Consider the following 16,097-nt stretch of genomic DNA (forward strand, 5'->3'; position numbering starts at 1 on the left):
CGCAGCAATCGCATGCACGGTGATTTGAGGCAATCAATTTCGCTTGCGACTATCCGCGTCAGCCCGGCGCGGGAAGGTATGCGTGCCGGTGTTCATATCAACACTGGAGACGCGCGTGTTCCTTTACGGCTTTGGTCCTGTCCTCTGGGCCGGCACCGTGCAGACCATCGAGCTGTCGGTGCTGTCGCTCGCCGCTGCGGTGGCGCTGGGGCTGATCGGCGCGGTGGCGAAGCTGTCGCACAACCGGGTGCTGCGAGCGATTGCGACCGGTTATACGACGCTGATCCGCTCGGTGCCCGATCTCGTCCTGATGCTGCTGCTGTTCTACAGCATCCAGATCTGGCTGAACCAGTTCACCGACCTCGTCGGCTGGGATCAGATCGACATCGATCCGTTCGTCGCCGGCGTGCTGACGCTCGGCTTCATCTACGGCGCGTACTTCACCGAGACGTTCCGCGGGGCGTTCCTGTCGGTGCCGCGCGGCCAGCTCGAGGCCGGCGCGGCGTACGGGATGAGCGGGATGCGCGTGTTCGTGCGGATCATGTTTCCGCAGATGATGCGTTTCGCGCTGCCCGGCATCGGCAACAACTGGCAGGTGCTCGTGAAGGCGACCGCGCTGGTGTCGATCATCGGTCTCGCGGACGTCGTGAAGGCCGCGCAGGACGCCGGCAAGAGCACGTTCAACATGTTCTTCTTCATCCTCGTCGCGGCGTTGATCTACCTCGCGATCACGACCGTTTCCAACCTCGTGCTGATCCAGCTCGAGAAGCGTTATTCCATGGGCGTGCGGCACGCAGAACTATGATCGAGATCCTCCAGGAATTCGGCCAGGCGTTCCTTTACTGGGACGGCCAGCGCCTCTCCGGCCTTGCGGTGACGCTGTGGCTGCTCGTCGCGTCGATTTCGCTCGGCTTCGTGTGCGCGGTGCCGCTCGCGGTCGCGCGCGTGTCGAAGAAGAAGTGGCTGTCGATGCCGGTGCGGTTCTACACGTACGTGTTCCGCGGCACGCCGCTCTACGTGCAGCTGCTGCTGATGTACACGGGCATGTACAGCCTCGAGTTCGTGCGGTCGCATTCGCTGCTCGACGCGTTTTTCCGCAGCGGCTTCAATTGCGCGATCCTCGCGTTCGCGCTGAACACCTGCGCGTACACCACCGAAATCTTCGCCGGCGCGATTCGCGCGATTCCGCACGGCGAGGTCGAGGCGGCGCGTGCTTACGGGATGTCGCCGTTCACGATGTACCGCCGGGTGATCCTGCCGTCGGCGCTGCGCCGCGCGCTGCCGCTGTACAGCAACGAGGTGATCCTGATGCTGCATGCGACCACCGTCGCGTTCACGGCGACCGTGCCCGACATCCTGAAGGTCGCGCGCGACGCCAATTCCGCGACCTACATGGCGTTCCAGTCGTTCGGAATCGCCGCGCTGATCTATCTTGCGGTATCGTTCGCACTCGTCGCGGCATTTCGCCGGGCGGAGCGCCACTGGCTCGCGTATCTCGCGGCCGGCCGTCATTGATTTCACTTCGAGGAGAGCCAGTTGGCCGAGATCACTCAAACGAGCGCGTCCGCTTCCGTCAAGCTTGCCGCCGTCGACATTCACAAACGCTACGGCGATAACGAGGTGCTCAAGGGCGTGTCGCTGAACGCGAAGGCGGGCGACGTCATCAGCATCATCGGCGCGAGCGGTTCGGGCAAGAGCACGTTCCTGCGCTGCATCAATTTTCTCGAGCGGCCGAATGCGGGGCAGATCGTCGTCGACGGCGAGGCCGTGCGCACGAAGACCGACCGCGCCGGCGCGCTCGAGGTGGCCGATCACAAGCAGTTGCAGCGCATCCGCACGAAGCTCGCGATGGTGTTCCAGCACTTCAATCTGTGGGCGCACATGAACGTGCTCGAGAACGTGATGGAAGCGCCGGTGCACGTGCTCGGCATTTCGAAGAAGGAAGCCGAGGAGCGGGCGCGCGAATACCTGGAGAAGGTCGGTTTGCCGCCGCGCGTCGAGAAGCAGTATCCGTCGCACCTGTCGGGTGGCCAGCAGCAGCGTGTCGCGATCGCGCGCGCGCTGGCGATGCATCCCGACGTGATGCTGTTCGACGAGCCGACTTCGGCGCTCGACCCGGAACTGGTCGGCGAAGTGCTGAAGGTGATGCAGAAGCTGGCCGAGGAAGGCCGCACGATGATCGTCGTCACGCACGAGATGGGTTTTGCGCGTAACGTGTCGAACCACGTGATGTTCCTGCATCAGGGGCGGACCGAGGAAGAGGGCGATCCGAAGGAGGTGCTGGTGCGTCCGCAGAGCGAGCGTCTGAAGCAGTTCCTGTCGGGCAGTCTCAAGTAACGCGAAAGGCGGGTTTCATACGTGGTACCGGTGTCTCGTCCCGCAGGCGCCACCCGCACGACGCAGGTGGCGATCGTTGCATTGCCGCCCGTGTCGATGTCGGGTGTGGGTCCGATCGTCGATGCATTGCATCTCGCGAACGAGATCGACGGGCGCTTGCTGTATCGCTGGCAGGTGTGTTCGTGGGACGGGCGGCCGGTGCCGCTCGCCGGCGGTGCGCAGTGGCATGCCGATGCGGCGTTCAACGATGCGATCGCGTGCGACTGGCTGATCGTCGTGTCGGAGCGGTTTCAGCAGTTTGCGGACTATCGGTTGTTTCTCGCGAGTCTCGCGCGGGTCGGGCAGCGCACGCCGGTTGTGACCGGGATTCACCACGGCGTGTGGTGGCTCGCGATGGCCGGGCAGCTTTCCGGATATCGCGTGAGCGTGAACTGGGAGACATATCAGCAGTTCGCCGAGCAGTTCGAGCGGTCGATCGTCACGCAGCAGATCTTCGAGATCGATCGCGATCGGGCGACCTGTGCGGGCGGGCAGGCGACCGTCGATTTCATGCTGGCCATGATCGGCCGGGAACACGGGGCGGATCTGGGTGAGCGCATTGCCGATGCGCTCGGGGCCGGCACGCTGCGCAGCGGCGAGGAGCGGCAGCGGATTCCTTTCGTGACCGCGCCGGGCGAGCGGCATCCTCGGCTGAACGATGCGTTGCTGTTGATGGAAGCCAATGTCGAGGATCCCTTGACGACCGATGAGATCGCCGGGCTCGTGGGCGTTTCCCGGCGGCAGCTCGAAAGGCTTTTTCGCCAGTATCTCGGGGCGATGCCCTCGAAGTATTACCTCAATCTCCGGTTGCTCAAGGCCAGGACCCAGTTGCAGCGGACCAGCAAGTCGGTGGTTCAGGTCAGTCTCGCTTGTGGGTTCTCTTCTGCTGCGCATTTTTCTAATGCTTATCGCGAGCGGTTTGGTGTGACGCCTCGGGAGGATCGGCGAGCGTGGCTCGAGAAGCAGACCGGCGGGGGGAGTGAGCCTCGTGGGGGGGCGCTGGTCGAGCGTGGTGGCAAGGATTGAGGTTTTTTTGCGGTGCGCGGTTTGTTGGCGTGAAGTACCTGGGGGCGTGTCGGTCTATTAGCGTTGCCCCTGCGCGGGGCGGCGGTTACTTTTCTTTGTCTTGCCAAAGAAAAGTAACCAAAAGAAAGGCGCTCGGATAACGCATGACTTCCCGGTGCCGTGGCCATCAAAGTGGCCCTCGCCTAAGTGTCCGCGCCAGGCGGGAACCCGGAGTGGTTCGAGCAATGGGTCTGACATCACTCGCCATCCCACGGAGCGGTATACCGCCCGCTGGCTCCGTCCTCGCTTCGCTCGGCCGACAGGTCCACCCATCTCCTTTTCAACGCGGTTGGACGAATGTTTCCAGAATCGTGGTGGGTAGCACATCGATCCAATAAATCGAATTTGTCATTGCTATGCAGCGGATGCCTCACTGATTCGGCGAACTGATCAGTGGGCGTTCCAGATGACGCGCGGGCTCATGAATTGCGGCTGAAGAACCTTGCAGCCGAGCGAAGCGAGGATGGAGCGAGCGGGCGGTATACCGCTCCGTGTGGTGGCGCGTGATGTCAGACCCATTGCTCGAACCACTCCGGGTTCCCGCCTGGCGCGGACACTTAGGCGAGGGCCACTTTGATGGCCACGGCACCGGGAAGTCATGCGTTATCCGAGCGCCTTTCTTTTGGTTACTTTTCTTTGGCAAGACAAAGAAAAGTAACCGCCGCCCCGCGCAGGGGCGACGCTAATAGACCGACACGCCCCCAGGTGCTTCACGCCAACAAACCGCGCACCACCAAACGACCCCAAATAAAGCCCACAAAAAAAACCACCCCCGCCGAAAGGGCAAAATACGCCGAACCATCCGCTTCCGATAGAACCCGTCGCAAATCCGCAAGACGCTTGCGTCACCCTTACCTAAACTTGATCCTGTTGAACCCTCTTACGAAACCGAAAGGAACGACCATGACGACCTCGACCGTGACCCGCCAGACATTCGACGAAGTGATGGTGCCGGTATTCTCCCCCGCGCCGTTCGTGCCGGACCGTGCAGAGGGCTCGCGCGTGTGGGACACGGCCGGCCGCGAATACGTGGATTTCGCGTGCGGCATCGCGGTGACGTCGCTGGGCCACGGCCACCCGGAACTGCTGAAGGTTCTGGACGAACAAGGCCGCAAGCTCTGGCACATCGGCAACGGTTACACGAACGAGCCGGTGCTGCGCCTCGCGAAGCGCCTCGAATCGCTGACCTTCGCCGACCGCGCGTTCTTCGCGAACTCGGGCGCCGAAGCGAACGAAGCCGCCCTGAAGCTCGCACGCCGCGTCGCATTCGACCGCCACGGCGCCGACAAATACGAAATCGTGTCGTTCGTCCAGTCGTTCCACGGCCGCACGTTCTTCACGGTCAGCGTCGGCGGCCAGCCGAAATACTCGGAAGGCTTCGGCCCGGTGCCTGAAGGCATCAAGCACCTGCCGTTCAACGACATCGAAGCCGCCAAGGCCGCGATCGGCCCGCAAACCTGCGCGGTGATCGTCGAGCCGGTGCAGGGCGAGGGCGGCGTGATCCCGGCCGATCCGGCCTTCCTGAAGGCACTGCGCGAAGCCTGCGACGCCAACGACGCACTCCTGATCTTCGACGAAGTGCAAACGGGCGTTGGCCGCACGGGCCAGTTCTACGCGTACATGGACACCGGCGTCACGCCGGACATCCTCACGACCGCGAAGGCGCTCGGCAACGGCTTCCCGATCGGCGCGATGCTGACGACGAACGAACTGGCCGCGCACTTCAAGGTCGGCGTGCACGGCACGACGTACGGCGGCAACCCGCTCGCGTCGGCGATCGCGGACAAGGTCGTCGAACTGATCGGCGACCCGGCACTCCTCGAAGGCGTGCGCGAACGCAGCGTGCGACTGAAGGGCGCGCTGGAACGCATCAACGCACGCTTCGGCATCTTCAAGGACGTCCGCGGCAAGGGCCTGCTGGTCGGCGCGGAACTCACCGCCGCATTCGACGGCCGCGCGAAGGACTTCGTCACCGCCGCCGCCGAGAACGGCCTGATCATGCTGATCGCCGGCCCGAACGTGCTGCGCTTCGTCCCGTCGCTCGTGATCCCGTTCGACCTGCTCGACGAAGGCGTGAAGCGCTTCGAGAAGGCGGTCGAGCAGGTGCTCGCGGCCCAGGAAGCCACCGCGCGCTGATCGGCGCACCCATCGCAGACAGGAACGACGATGCTATTTGTTCGCCCCGGCAAACTCACGGATCTCGATGCGCTCGCGCACATGGCGCGCACCGCGCAGCCGGTCCTGCACTCGCTGCCGCATGACCGCGCGGCGCTCGAAGCGCGCGTGGCGCTCTCCGAGGATTCGTTTCGCGCGGACGTCGATTTCGCCGGCGAGGAGTTCTACCTCTTCGTGCTCGAGGATTCGTCGACGGGCAAGCTGCTCGGCACGGCGAGCATCGTGGCCGCGGCCGGCTACTCGGAACCGTTCTACGCGTTCCGCAACGACGCACTGATCCACGCGTCGCGCGAGCTGCACGTGAACCGCAAGATCCACGCGCTCACGATGTCGCACGAGCTGACCGGCAAGAGCCGGTTGGCCGGCTTCTACGTCGATCCGTCGCTGCGCGGCGACGCGGCCGCGCACCTGATCTCGCGCGCGCGGATGATGTACATCGCCGCGAACCGCCGCCGCTTCACGCCGGAAGTGTTCACGCTGCTGCTCGGCGTGAGCGACGGCACGGGCGCATCGCCGTTCTGGGAAGCGGTGGGCCGCAAGTTCTTCGGCCGCAACTTCACCGACGTCGACATCGCGTCGGGCGGCCGCAGCCGCACGTTCATCGCGGAAGTGATGCCGGCGTATCCGCTTTACGTGCCGCTGCTGCCGGAAGCCGCGCAGCGCGTGCTCGGCGAGCCGAACGAATCGGCGCTGCTCGCGTATGACATCCATCTCGAGGAAGGCTTCGAGCCGGACCGCTTCGTCGACATCTTCGACGCGGGCCCGGTGTTGACCGCGCAGGTCGACCGCACCGCGTGCGTGAAGCACGGCGCGGAGCGTGTCGTGCGCGAGGCCGCGCACCAGCAGGGCGACGTCGCATACATGGTGTCGACCGGCAGCGGCGAATCGTTCCGCTGCGTGCTGGCCGACCTGCCGGGCGACACGGCCGACGCGCGGGGCGCCCATGCGCCGCTGGCCGGCGACGTGCGCGCGGCGCTCGATGTGAAGGAGGGTGACGTCGTGCGCTGCGTGCCGCTGCACCGCCGCGACGATGAAGACATGAAGGGAGACGCAGCATGATCGTCGTTCGGGTCGTACAAACGGGCGACGTCGACGCGCTCGTATCGCTCGCGAAGGAAACCGGGCCGGGCCTGACCACGTTCAAGCCCGATCGCGACGCGCTCGCCGCGCGCATCGAACGCACGCGCCGCACGCTCGACGGCGAGGCCGCGCCGGGCGAAGCCGGCTACTTCTTCGTGATGGAAGAATCGAAGACGGGCGACATCGCGGGCGTGTGCGGGATCGAGTCGCAGGTCGGCCTCGAGCAACCGTTCTACAACTATCGCGTGAGCACCGTCGTGCATGCGAGCCAGGAGCTCGGCGTGTGGACGCGGATGCACGCGCTGAACATCTCGCACGACCTGACGGGCTACGCGGAAGTGTGCTCGCTGTTCCTGAGCCCGCGCTATCGCACGGGCGGCGTCGGCGGCCTGCTGTCGCGCTCGCGCTTCATGTTCATCGCGCAGTTCCGCGACCGCTTTCCGGAACGCATCTGCGCGGAGCTGCGCGGCCACTTCGACGACGACGGCACGTCGCCGTTCTGGCGCGCGGTCGGTTCGCACTTCTACCAGATCGATTTCAATGCGGCCGATTACCTCAGCTCGCACGGCCGCAAGTCGTTCCTCGCGGAACTGATGCCGCGCTATCCGGTGTACGTCGACCTGCTGCCGCAGGACGCGCAGGACGCGGTCGGCCTCACGCACCGCGACACGCTGCCGGCCCGCAAGATGCTCGAGGCGGAGGGGCTGCGCTACCAGAATCACGTCGACATCTTCGACGCGGGCCCGGTGCTCGAATGCCACGTCAACGACCTGCGCACGGTGCGCGAAAGCGTCGTCGTGCCGGTCGCGATCGGCGAGCCGGACGTCGGAGACGATGCGCGGGGCGGCCATTCGCCGAAGTCGCTCGTGTCGAATACGTCGCTCGGCGATTTCCGCGTCGGCGTCGCGCCGGGCGTGGTCGCGAATGGCGCGTTCGTGCTGTCGGCCGACGATGCCGCCGCGCTCGACGTGAAGGCCGGCGATCCGGTTCGCGTGCTGCCGCTCAAAGTCAAACAGGGATAAACGAATCATGACGGAACTCTTCATCGACGGCGCCTGGGTCGCAGGCTCGGGCCCCGTCTTCGCTTCGCGCAACCCGGGCACCGATGCGATCGCATGGCAGGGCGGCAGCGCATCGGCGGCCGACGTCGACCGCGCGGTCGCGAGCGCGCGTCGCGCATTCGCCGGCTGGTCGGCACTCGACTTCGAATCGCGCTGCGCGATCGTCAAGCGCTTCGCGGCGCTGCTCACCGAGCGCAAGGAAGCGGTCGCCACCGCGATCGGCCGCGAGACGGGCAAGCCGCTGTGGGAAGCGCGCACCGAAGTGGCGGCGATGGCCGCGAAGGTCGGCATCTCGATCCAGGCCTACCAGGAACGCACCGGCGAGAAGCGCCAGGACATGGCCGACGGCGTCGCGGTGCTGCGCCATCGTCCGCACGGCGTCGTCGCGGTGTTCGGCCCGTACAACTTCCCCGGCCACTTGCCGAACGGCCACATCGTGCCGGCGCTGATCGCGGGCAACACGGTCGTGTTCAAGCCGTCGGAGCTCGCGCCGGGCGTCGCGCGCGCGACGGTCGAGGTGTGGCAGGAAGCCGGGCTGCCGGCCGGCGTGCTGAACCTCGTGCAGGGCGAGAAGGACACGGGCATCGCGCTCGCGAATCACCGGCAGATCGACGGGCTGTTCTTCACCGGCAGCTCGGACACCGGCACGCTGCTGCACAAGCAGTTCGGCGGCCGTCCGGAAATCGTGCTCGCGCTCGAGATGGGCGGCAACAACCCGCTCGTGATCGGCGAAGTCGAGGACATCGACGCAGCCGTGCATCACACGATCCAGTCGGCGTTCCTGTCGGCCGGCCAGCGCTGCACGTGCGCACGCCGCATCTTCGTGCCGCAAGGCGCGTTCGGCGACCGCTTCCTCGCACGTTTCGCCGACGTCACGTCGAAGATCACGGCCGACGTGTTCGACGCCGATCCGCAGCCGTTCATGGGCGCGGTGATCTCGGCACGCGCGGCCGCGAAGCTCGTCGACGCGCAGTCGCGGCTGGTCGAGCAGGGCGCGAAGCCGATCATCGCGATGACGCAGCGCGATCCGCGCCTGGGTTTCGTGAATGCGTCGATCATCGACGTGACCGGCGTGGCGAACCTGCCCGACGAAGAGCATTTCGGCCCGCTCGCGCAGATCGTCCGCTACGCGACGTTCGACGAAGCGATCGAGCGCGCGAACGACACGGCGTTCGGCCTGTCCGCCGGCCTGCTGGCCGACGACGCGCACGCATGGGACCACTTCCGCCGCACGATCCGTGCGGGGATCGTCAACTGGAACCGCCCGACCAACGGTGCATCGTCGGCCGCGCCGTTCGGCGGCACGGGCCGCTCGGGCAACCATCGGCCGAGCGCGTACTACGCGGCCGACTATTGCGCGTATCCGATGGCGTCGGTGGAAAGCGCCGAATTGACCTTGCCCGCGAGCCTGTCGCCGGGCCTGCATTTCTGATCGAGGGAACGACGATGAACGCACAAGAAGCCAATTTCGACGGACTCGTCGGCCCGACCCACAACTACGCCGGGCTGTCGTTCGGCAACGTGGCGTCGCTCAACAACGAGAAGTCGGCCGCGAACCCGAAAGCCGCCGCGAAGCAGGGGCTGCGCAAGATGAAGCAGCTCGCGGATCTCGGTTTCGCGCAAGGCGTGCTGCCGCCGCAGGAGCGCCCGTCGCTGCGCCTGTTGCGCGAGCTCGGCTTCTCCGGCAAGGACGCGGACGTGATCGCGAAGGCCGCGAAGCAGGCGCCCGAATTGCTCGCCGCGGCGAGCTCGGCGTCGGCGATGTGGACCGCGAATGCGGCCACCGTCAGCCCGTCGGCCGACACGAGCGACGGCCGCGTGCACTTCACGCCGGCCAACCTGTGCAGCAAGCTGCATCGCGCGATCGAGCACGAGGCGACGCGCCGCACGCTGTCGACGCTGTTCGCCGATCCCGCGCACTTCGCGGTGCACGAGGCGTTGACGGGCACGCCGGCACTCGGCGACGAGGGGGCCGCGAACCATACGCGCTTTTGCGCGGAATACGGCCAGCCGGGCGTCGAGCTCTTCGTGTACGGCCGCGCGGAATACCGCCGCGGCCCGGAGCCGAAGCGCTTCCCGGCGCGCCAGACCTTCGAGGCGAGCCGCGCGGTCGCGCATCGCCACGGTCTCGCCGAAACGGCGACGGTCTACGCGCAGCAGGATCCGGACGTGATCGATGCAGGCGTGTTCCACAACGACGTGATCTCGGTGGGCAACCGCGACACGCTGTTCACGCACGAGCGTGCGTTCGTCAACAAGCAGGCGATCTACGACACGCTGACGGCCACGCTCGATGCGCGCGGCGCGCGGCTGAACGTGATCGAGGTGCCCGATGCGGCCGTGAGCGTGAACGACGCGGTGACGTCGTATCTGTTCAACAGCCAGCTGCTGTCGCGCGCGGACGGCTCGCAGGTGCTCGTCGTGCCGCAGGAATGCCGCGAGAACGCGAACGTCGCCGCTTATCTGGATCAGCTCGCGGCCGGCAACGGCCCGATCCGCGACGTGCTGGTGTTCGACCTGCGCGAAAGCATGAAGAACGGCGGCGGCCCCGCGTGCCTGCGCCTGCGCGTCGTGCTGAACGAAGCCGAGCGTGCGGCCGTCACGTCGAACGTGTGGATCAACGACACGCTGTTCGCGTCGCTCGACGCGTGGATCGAAAAGCATTACCGCGATCGTCTCGCCCCGGAAGACCTCGCCGATCCGACGCTGCTCGACGAATCGCGCACGGCGCTCGACGAGCTCACGCAGATCCTGCGTGTCGGGTCGCTGTATGACTTCCAGCGCTGAGTCCCGCATGCCGGCCGCCGCGCTGCTCGACGATTTCCTCGCGTTCACGCTCGCGGGCGACGCGCCGGCCGTGAAGGACGGCACGTGCGCGGACGGTGCGGTGCGCTGGCAATGGCTCGGCGACGGGCTGCTCCAGCTCGAGCCGGCGTTGGCCGACGGGGCCGGCGACGCGGCGAGCGTGCTCGTGTCGGCCGGCGTGCATGGCGACGAGACCGCGCCGATCGAGCTGCTGTCGATGCTCGTGCGCGATCTCGCGGCGGCCACGCTGCCGCTCGCGTGCCGATTGCTCGTCGTGCTCGGCAACGTGCCGGCGATGCGCGCGGGCGAACGCTATCTCGACGACGACCTGAACCGCCTGTTCAGCGGCCGCCACACGCAAGTGCCCGCGAGCCGCGAAGCGCCGCGCGCGGTGCAGCTCGAAGCGGCGGCCGCCGCGTTCTTCGCGGCCGCGCCGGCGGGCGGCGCGCGCTGGCACATCGATATGCACACGGCGATCCGCGCATCGGTGTTCGAGCAGTTCGCGCTGCTGCCGCACACGGGCACGCCGCCGACCCGCGCGATGATCGAATGGCTCGGCGATGCGCGCATCGCGGCCGTGCTGCTGCATACCGCGAAGGGCAATACGTATTCGCATTACACGGCCGAGCATTGCGGCACGCTCGCATGCACGCTCGAACTCGGCAAGGTGCGGCCGTTCGGCCAGAACGATCTGTCGCGCTTCGCGCCGGCGGACCGCGCGGTGCGCAAGCTCGTCTCGGGCGGGAGGAGCGGCCATACGCCGCGCGACGTCGACCATCCGCCGTTGCCGCGCGTGTTCACCGTCATCGACCAGATCACGAAGCAGAGCGACGCGCTCGAATTGTTCGTCGCGGCCGACGTCGCGAACTTCACCGCGTTCGCGCGCGGCACCGTGCTCGCGCAGGACGGCGACTATCGCTACACGGTGCAGCACGACGAGGAACGCATCGTGTTTCCGAATCCGACCGTGAAGCCGGGTTTGCGCGCGGGCCTGCTCGTCGTCGACACGACGCGCGAGACGCTCGCCGCACTCGTCTGACAAAAAAACGGCTGCGCGCGGCTGCGGCGATCCGTCGCCCGCGCATCGTCCCGCGGCATCCCCGAATTGCGTCGACGCCCGCATGCCGCGCAGACGGCCCGCGCGTCGCGCCTTGCGTATTTGCGACATCGTCTTGCAAGTTCGACGGCGCATCCGGCCGTCATCGCGCATGCAGCGCAGCATCGTGCGCCGGCGGCCGCTTTGCCGTATCGGGCCGCGCGGATTGGTACAATCGCGGCCTTGCGGCTGTTGCGCCGCATCAAGGCGCGGCATCGGCATTGTCGTTGTCATCCGACCCTGCAATGATGCATGCGCCCGTAGTTCCGGAACATTCGAGTATCGAGGAGAACACCTGATGAAGTTGGATTGGCGTAAAGTGGCCGCGCACGCGGTAGTGGCGGCATCGGCCGTGGCGGCAGGCAGCGCGATGGCTGCGGATCTGAAGGAGATCCGGTTCGGCGTCGAGGCCTCGTACGCGCCGTTCGAATACAAGACGCCCGACGGCAAGCTGACCGGCTTCGACATCGACATCGGCAACGCGGTGTGCGCGAAGCTGAAGACGAAGTGCGTGTGGGTCGAGAACGACTTCGACGGCCTGATCCCCGCGCTGCAGGCGCGCAAGTTCGATGCGATCAACTCGGACATGACGATCACCGACCAGCGCAAGCACGCGATCGCGTTCACCGATCCGATCTACACGATTCCGAACCAGCTGATCGCGAAGCAGGGCAGCGGCCTGCTGCCGACCCCGCAAGCGCTGAAGGGCAAGCGCGTCGGCGTGCTGCAGGGCACGATCCAGGAAGCGTACGCGAAGAAGAAGTGGGCGCCGGCCGGCGTCGACGTCGTGCCGTACCAGACGCAGGACCTGGCCTACGCCGACCTGAAGTCGGGCCGTCTCGACGCGACTTTCCAGGATTCGGAAGCGGGCTCGAAGGGCTTCCTGTCGAAGCCGCAAGGCCAGGGCTTCGGCTTCGCCGGCGGCACGGTCAGCGATGCGGAGATCCTCGGCTCGGGCGTCGGTTTCGGCCTGCGCAAGAACGACGCGGCGCTGAAGACGGCGCTCGATCAGGCGCTGAAGGAACTGAAGGCCGACGGCACGATCGACAACCTCGCGAAGAAGTACTTCAGCGTGCCGGTCACGCTCAAGTAAGCGTTTCGATTCGTCGCACCATGCAGCCGGCCGCTTTCGCGGCCGGTTTGCTTTTGGGGCGCCGCTTGCGTTACGCGGGGAAGAACCGCCCCAGTTCGCGCGCGAGCTCGTTGAGCACGCTCATCTCCTGCTGCGTGATCTTGCGCGCCGGCTGCGCACCGGCCCAGTCGCCGTACAGCAGGCCGACGGTCTTCGTGCCGACGCGCACCGGCAGCAGCACGAACGCGCGCGTGTCGGGAAGCGCATCGAGATACCACGCGGGCAGGCGCTTCACCATCTTCGGGTCCTGCGCCTGCTCGATGAAGATGCCGACCGAGTTCGTGATCGCGAGATGGAACACGTCCGGCTCGAAGCGCTCGTCGAAGCACAGGCGATCGAGCGCCGCGTCGACGTCCGGGCCGAAGCCGAGCCGCGCGGCGAACGCGCCGTCTTCACGGCGCACGAACATCACGGTGCGCGTGAACGCGAGGCCCGCCAGCAGGCTTTCCGACGCGAGCGCGAGCACCGGCGTCAGCACATGCTCGGACGGCAGCGCGCGCAGGTCCGCGAGGCCGGCTTCGAGGCATGCCTCGGGATCGGGCTGCGCCCGCGCGATCGCGTCGGCGTTCGCGCGCAGCTCGACGATCTCGCGCATCACGGTGTCGCTCGCTTCCTCGCGTGCGAGCCGGTCGGCGATTTCCACCAGCGCGCCGGCGTCGATGTCCAGCTCCTGCTCGTAGTGCTGCGCGAGCACCGCGATATGCGCATCGCGCTGCGGGCCCGCGGGCATCGCGAGCGCACTGGCGACGTCGGTCGAGCAGCGGCTCACCGCGCGCAGCCAGCGCACACGGTCGGGGCTGTCGTCGGCGCAGGCATCGCGGGGCCGCTGGCGGTCTTCGTCGATGTCGTCCTCGTCGGCGCTGGCCGCGTGTGCGCCGTCGCCGTCGGCCATGCCGGCGCGGATCACGTCGGGCAGCCGCCAGCTCGCGGCGGCCTCGAGACCGATCTCGTCGAAGCCGACGCCCAGCACGTCGACGCACGCGGCCGCTTCGTCGCCGTTCAGCTCGGCGGCGCGGCGGCGGATCCGGTCCCATTCGCTGTCGAGATAGCAGACCACCAGCAGCTTGCCGACCTGACGCATCAGCGTGCAGACGACGGCTTCCTCGCCGCCGCGCAACTCGGCATGCTCGGTCAGCTTGCGGGCGACGCAGCCGGACAGCAGCGCGCGGTTCAGCTCGAGCTTCGCGTCGATGCGGCGCGGGGTGCTGTGGTGGAAATGGTCGACGAGCTTGAGCCCGACGACGAGATGGCCGACGGTGTCCATGCCGAGCACCATCAGCGCCCGCGTGACGGTCGTGATGTTGCCGCCGAACGCCATGTACATCGCGGAATTGGCGAGCCGCAGGACTTTCTGCGTGAGCGCGAAATCCGACAGCACGACGCGCACGAGCGCGGTGAAGTCGAGATCGTCGTTCTTCATCGCGGCCATCGTCGCGCGCAGCGACTCCGACAGCAGCGGGAAGTCGCCCCGTTCGTTCATCCGGGCCCACAGCTTGTCGAGCAGCGCCGTGCGGGGCAGGTGTGCGGTGATTGACATACGGATCTATCCGGTTCGCCGCGCGCGTCAGGCGGCGTGCAGGCGCAGCTGCTGCGCCTCGAAGCGCCGCGCGAGCTCCTCGGACGGCAGCGCCTGACAGACGAGCCAGCCCTGGATGTGGTTGCAGCCCATCTCGGTCAGCAGCTCGCGCTGCGCCTCGGTCTCGACGCCTTCCGCGACGAGCTCGAGGTCGAGCGTTTGCGCGAGGCCGACCACTGCCGACACGATCGCGCGATCGTTGCGCGACGTCAGCAGGTTCTCGACGAAGCTGCGGTCGATCTTCAGCTTCGCGAGCGGGAAGCGCTGCAGGTACGCAAGGCTCGAATAGCCGGTACCGAAATCGTCGATCGCGAAGCGGATGCCGAGCGCGGTCAGCTCCTCGAGCAGCCCCTTCGCCTGCACGGGATCGTGCATCAGCAGGCTTTCGGTGATTTCCAGCACGATGCGGCGCGGGTCGATGCCCGTCAGCGCGATCGCCTCGCGCACGCTTTGCGTGAAGCGCGGGTCGCGGAACTGCTGCGGCGACACGTTGACCGCCACGTACTGCAGCGCGAGCCCCTGGCGATCCCAGGCGACGAGCTGCATGCACGCGGCCTTGAGCACCCAGTTGCCGAGATAGTTGATGAGGCCGATCGATTCGGCGAGCGGAATGAAGGTCGCCGGCGGCACGAGGCCGTGCACCGGATGGCGCCAGCGGATCAGCGCCTCCACGCCGTCCACCGCCCCCGACTGGCTGCGCGTGATCGGCTGGAAGTGCAGCGAAAACTCGCCGTTGCGCACGCCGTCGTACAGGTCGGCCTCGAGCTTCAGCCGTTCCGCGTCGGCCGGATCGTCGACCGGTTCATGGAACGCGAGCGCATTGCCGCCGGACGCCTTTGCCTGCGCGAGCGCATGGTCGGCGCGGCGCAGCAGCGGGCTGTGATGCTGCGCGCGATGGGGCGCGGCGCGCTCGTCCGGGTACAGCGCGATGCCGATGCTCGCGGACAAGTGGACGGTCTGCCCCTGGTACGCGTAAGGTTCGCGCACCGCGGCCTGCAGCCGGCGCGCGAGCGCGTCGGCGGCATTGCTCGCGCGCGTGCGGTCCGGCGCGGTGAACACGATCGCGAACTTGTCGCTCGCGACGCGCGCGAGCTGTTCGCCGGGTGCGACGAGCGCCTGCAGCCGCTGCGCGGTGTCGCGCAGCAGCGTGTCGCCGGCGTCGTAGCCGAGCGCGCGGTTGATGCGCTGGTAGTCGTCGAGGTCGAGCAGCAGCAGCGCCGCGCAGGTGCCGCTTTCGTCGGCGGCCTGCTGCGCGCGCATCAGCGCGGGCACGAGCGCGGACAGATTGTCGAGCCCCGTCATCGGATCGTGGTGCATCTCGTACGTCAGGCGCGCCTCGAGCGCGCGCCAGGCCGACACGTCGAACGCCGCGATCGCGAAGCCGTCGACACCGTGGTGGCGGCTCTTGAACGCGCGGATCTCGACGTCGAGCGGGTAGGTGAGCGACTTGACGATGCACATCGTCGCCTTCTCGACCTGGCCGGAACGCGCGGCGCGCGCAAGCAGGCCTTCGAGCACCGAGGTATCCTGTTCCGCGATCAGGTCGCGCAGCGTCAGCGTGTGCAGGTAGTCGCGGTGATAACCGATGAAGCGCAGGCTCGCGTCGGACACGTACAGAAAGCGCAGCTCGCGATCGACATGGGCGAGGAAATCCACCGTGCCGACCGTCTGTTCCAGCCAGTTGCGCACGGTGTCGTCGCGGCGCGGCGCGCCGGCGCGCGCAGGCATCAG

13 protein-coding genes are annotated in these 16,097 nt (G+C 67.2%); 11 read left to right on the forward strand and 2 right to left on the reverse strand.

The features are described 5' to 3' along the window. The first annotated feature begins 115 nt into the window (after positions 1-115). From WS46_RS16240 to WS46_RS16290, 11 genes are all read left to right on the forward strand, one after another. Positions 116-805 carry an ABC transporter permease gene (locus WS46_RS16240; protein WP_059523652.1) on the forward strand — a complete coding sequence of 230 codons (690 nt, stop codon included), beginning with the start codon at positions 116-118 and terminating at the stop codon, positions 803-805. Next, the gene (locus tag WS46_RS16245; protein WP_059447650.1) at positions 802-1,515 is read left to right on the forward strand and encodes an ABC transporter permease; all 714 of its coding nucleotides are present in this window, start codon (positions 802-804) and stop codon (positions 1,513-1,515) included. The genes WS46_RS16240 and WS46_RS16245 overlap by 4 nt, the downstream gene beginning before the upstream one ends. 21 nt (positions 1,516-1,536) lie before the next feature. Beyond that, positions 1,537-2,337, forward strand: a complete 801-nt coding sequence (locus WS46_RS16250) for an ABC transporter ATP-binding protein (RefSeq protein WP_006488736.1) — start codon at positions 1,537-1,539, stop codon at positions 2,335-2,337. 21 nt (positions 2,338-2,358) lie between these two features. Further along, entirely contained in the window at positions 2,359-3,402 is a 1,044-nt protein-coding gene (locus WS46_RS16255) for a GlxA family transcriptional regulator (RefSeq protein ID WP_059691111.1), read from the forward strand. A gap of 942 nt (positions 3,403-4,344) precedes the next feature. Next, positions 4,345-5,577, forward strand: a complete 1,233-nt coding sequence (locus WS46_RS16260; protein WP_059523648.1) for an aspartate aminotransferase family protein — start codon at positions 4,345-4,347, stop codon at positions 5,575-5,577. A 30-nt stretch (positions 5,578-5,607) separates the two neighbouring features. Further along, the gene (gene aruF / locus WS46_RS16265) at positions 5,608-6,675 is read left to right on the forward strand and encodes an arginine/ornithine succinyltransferase subunit alpha (protein WP_059523646.1); all 1,068 of its coding nucleotides are present in this window, start codon (positions 5,608-5,610) and stop codon (positions 6,673-6,675) included. Then, positions 6,672-7,718, forward strand: a complete 1,047-nt coding sequence (gene astA / locus WS46_RS16270) for an arginine N-succinyltransferase (RefSeq protein WP_059691112.1) — start codon at positions 6,672-6,674, stop codon at positions 7,716-7,718. Before aruF ends, astA begins: the two co-directional genes overlap by 4 nt. Before the next feature lie 7 nt (positions 7,719-7,725). Beyond that, entirely contained in the window at positions 7,726-9,189 is a 1,464-nt protein-coding gene (gene astD, locus WS46_RS16275) for a succinylglutamate-semialdehyde dehydrogenase (RefSeq protein ID WP_059691113.1), read from the forward strand. A gap of 14 nt (positions 9,190-9,203) precedes the next feature. Next, on the forward strand, positions 9,204-10,544 hold the full coding sequence (gene astB / locus WS46_RS16280; RefSeq protein WP_059691114.1) for an N-succinylarginine dihydrolase: 1,341 nt from the start codon (positions 9,204-9,206) through the stop codon (positions 10,542-10,544). A 7-nt stretch (positions 10,545-10,551) separates the two neighbouring features. Next, the gene (gene astE / locus WS46_RS16285; RefSeq protein ID WP_179949162.1) at positions 10,552-11,601 is read left to right on the forward strand and encodes a succinylglutamate desuccinylase; all 1,050 of its coding nucleotides are present in this window, start codon (positions 10,552-10,554) and stop codon (positions 11,599-11,601) included. A 355-nt stretch (positions 11,602-11,956) separates the two neighbouring features. Further along, entirely contained in the window at positions 11,957-12,751 is a 795-nt protein-coding gene (locus tag WS46_RS16290; protein ID WP_059467138.1) for an ABC transporter substrate-binding protein, read from the forward strand. Positions 12,752-12,821: 70 nt separating this feature from the next. On the opposite strand, the gene WS46_RS16295 is transcribed toward WS46_RS16290, so the two are convergent. After that, positions 12,822-14,327, reverse strand: a complete 1,506-nt coding sequence (locus WS46_RS16295) for an HDOD domain-containing protein (RefSeq protein WP_059691116.1) — start codon at positions 14,325-14,327, stop codon at positions 12,822-12,824. 27 nt (positions 14,328-14,354) lie between these two features. Then, positions 14,355-16,094 carry a bifunctional diguanylate cyclase/phosphodiesterase gene (gene cdpA / locus WS46_RS16300; RefSeq protein WP_218921278.1) on the reverse strand — a complete coding sequence of 580 codons (1,740 nt, stop codon included), beginning with the start codon at positions 16,092-16,094 and terminating at the stop codon, positions 14,355-14,357. Between the last annotated feature and the right edge of the window lie 3 nt (positions 16,095-16,097).

This window comes from Burkholderia sp. RF4-BP95, assembly GCF_001521985.1.
In the GTDB taxonomy this organism is placed as follows: Bacteria; Pseudomonadota; Gammaproteobacteria; order Burkholderiales; family Burkholderiaceae; genus Burkholderia; species Burkholderia diffusa.

Coding starts and splice junctions, on each gene's coding strand:
- aruF (WP_059523646.1), top strand. CDS start 5,608: ATGCTATTTGTTCGCCCCGGCAAACTCACGGATCTCGATGCGCTCGCG.
- astA (WP_059691112.1), top strand. CDS start 6,672: ATGATCGTCGTTCGGGTCGTACAAACGGGCGACGTCGACGCGCTCGTA.
- WS46_RS16295 (WP_059691116.1), bottom strand. CDS start 14,327: ATGTCAATCACCGCACACCTGCCCCGCACGGCGCTGCTCGACAAGCTG.
- cdpA (WP_218921278.1), bottom strand. CDS start 16,094: ATGCCTGCGCGCGCCGGCGCGCCGCGCCGCGACGACACCGTGCGCAAC.
- astE (WP_179949162.1), top strand. CDS start 10,552: ATGCCGGCCGCCGCGCTGCTCGACGATTTCCTCGCGTTCACGCTCGCG.
- astD (WP_059691113.1), top strand. CDS start 7,726: ATGACGGAACTCTTCATCGACGGCGCCTGGGTCGCAGGCTCGGGCCCC.
- WS46_RS16245 (WP_059447650.1), top strand. CDS start 802: ATGATCGAGATCCTCCAGGAATTCGGCCAGGCGTTCCTTTACTGGGAC.
- astB (WP_059691114.1), top strand. CDS start 9,204: ATGAACGCACAAGAAGCCAATTTCGACGGACTCGTCGGCCCGACCCAC.
- WS46_RS16290 (WP_059467138.1), top strand. CDS start 11,957: ATGAAGTTGGATTGGCGTAAAGTGGCCGCGCACGCGGTAGTGGCGGCA.
- WS46_RS16260 (WP_059523648.1), top strand. CDS start 4,345: ATGACGACCTCGACCGTGACCCGCCAGACATTCGACGAAGTGATGGTG.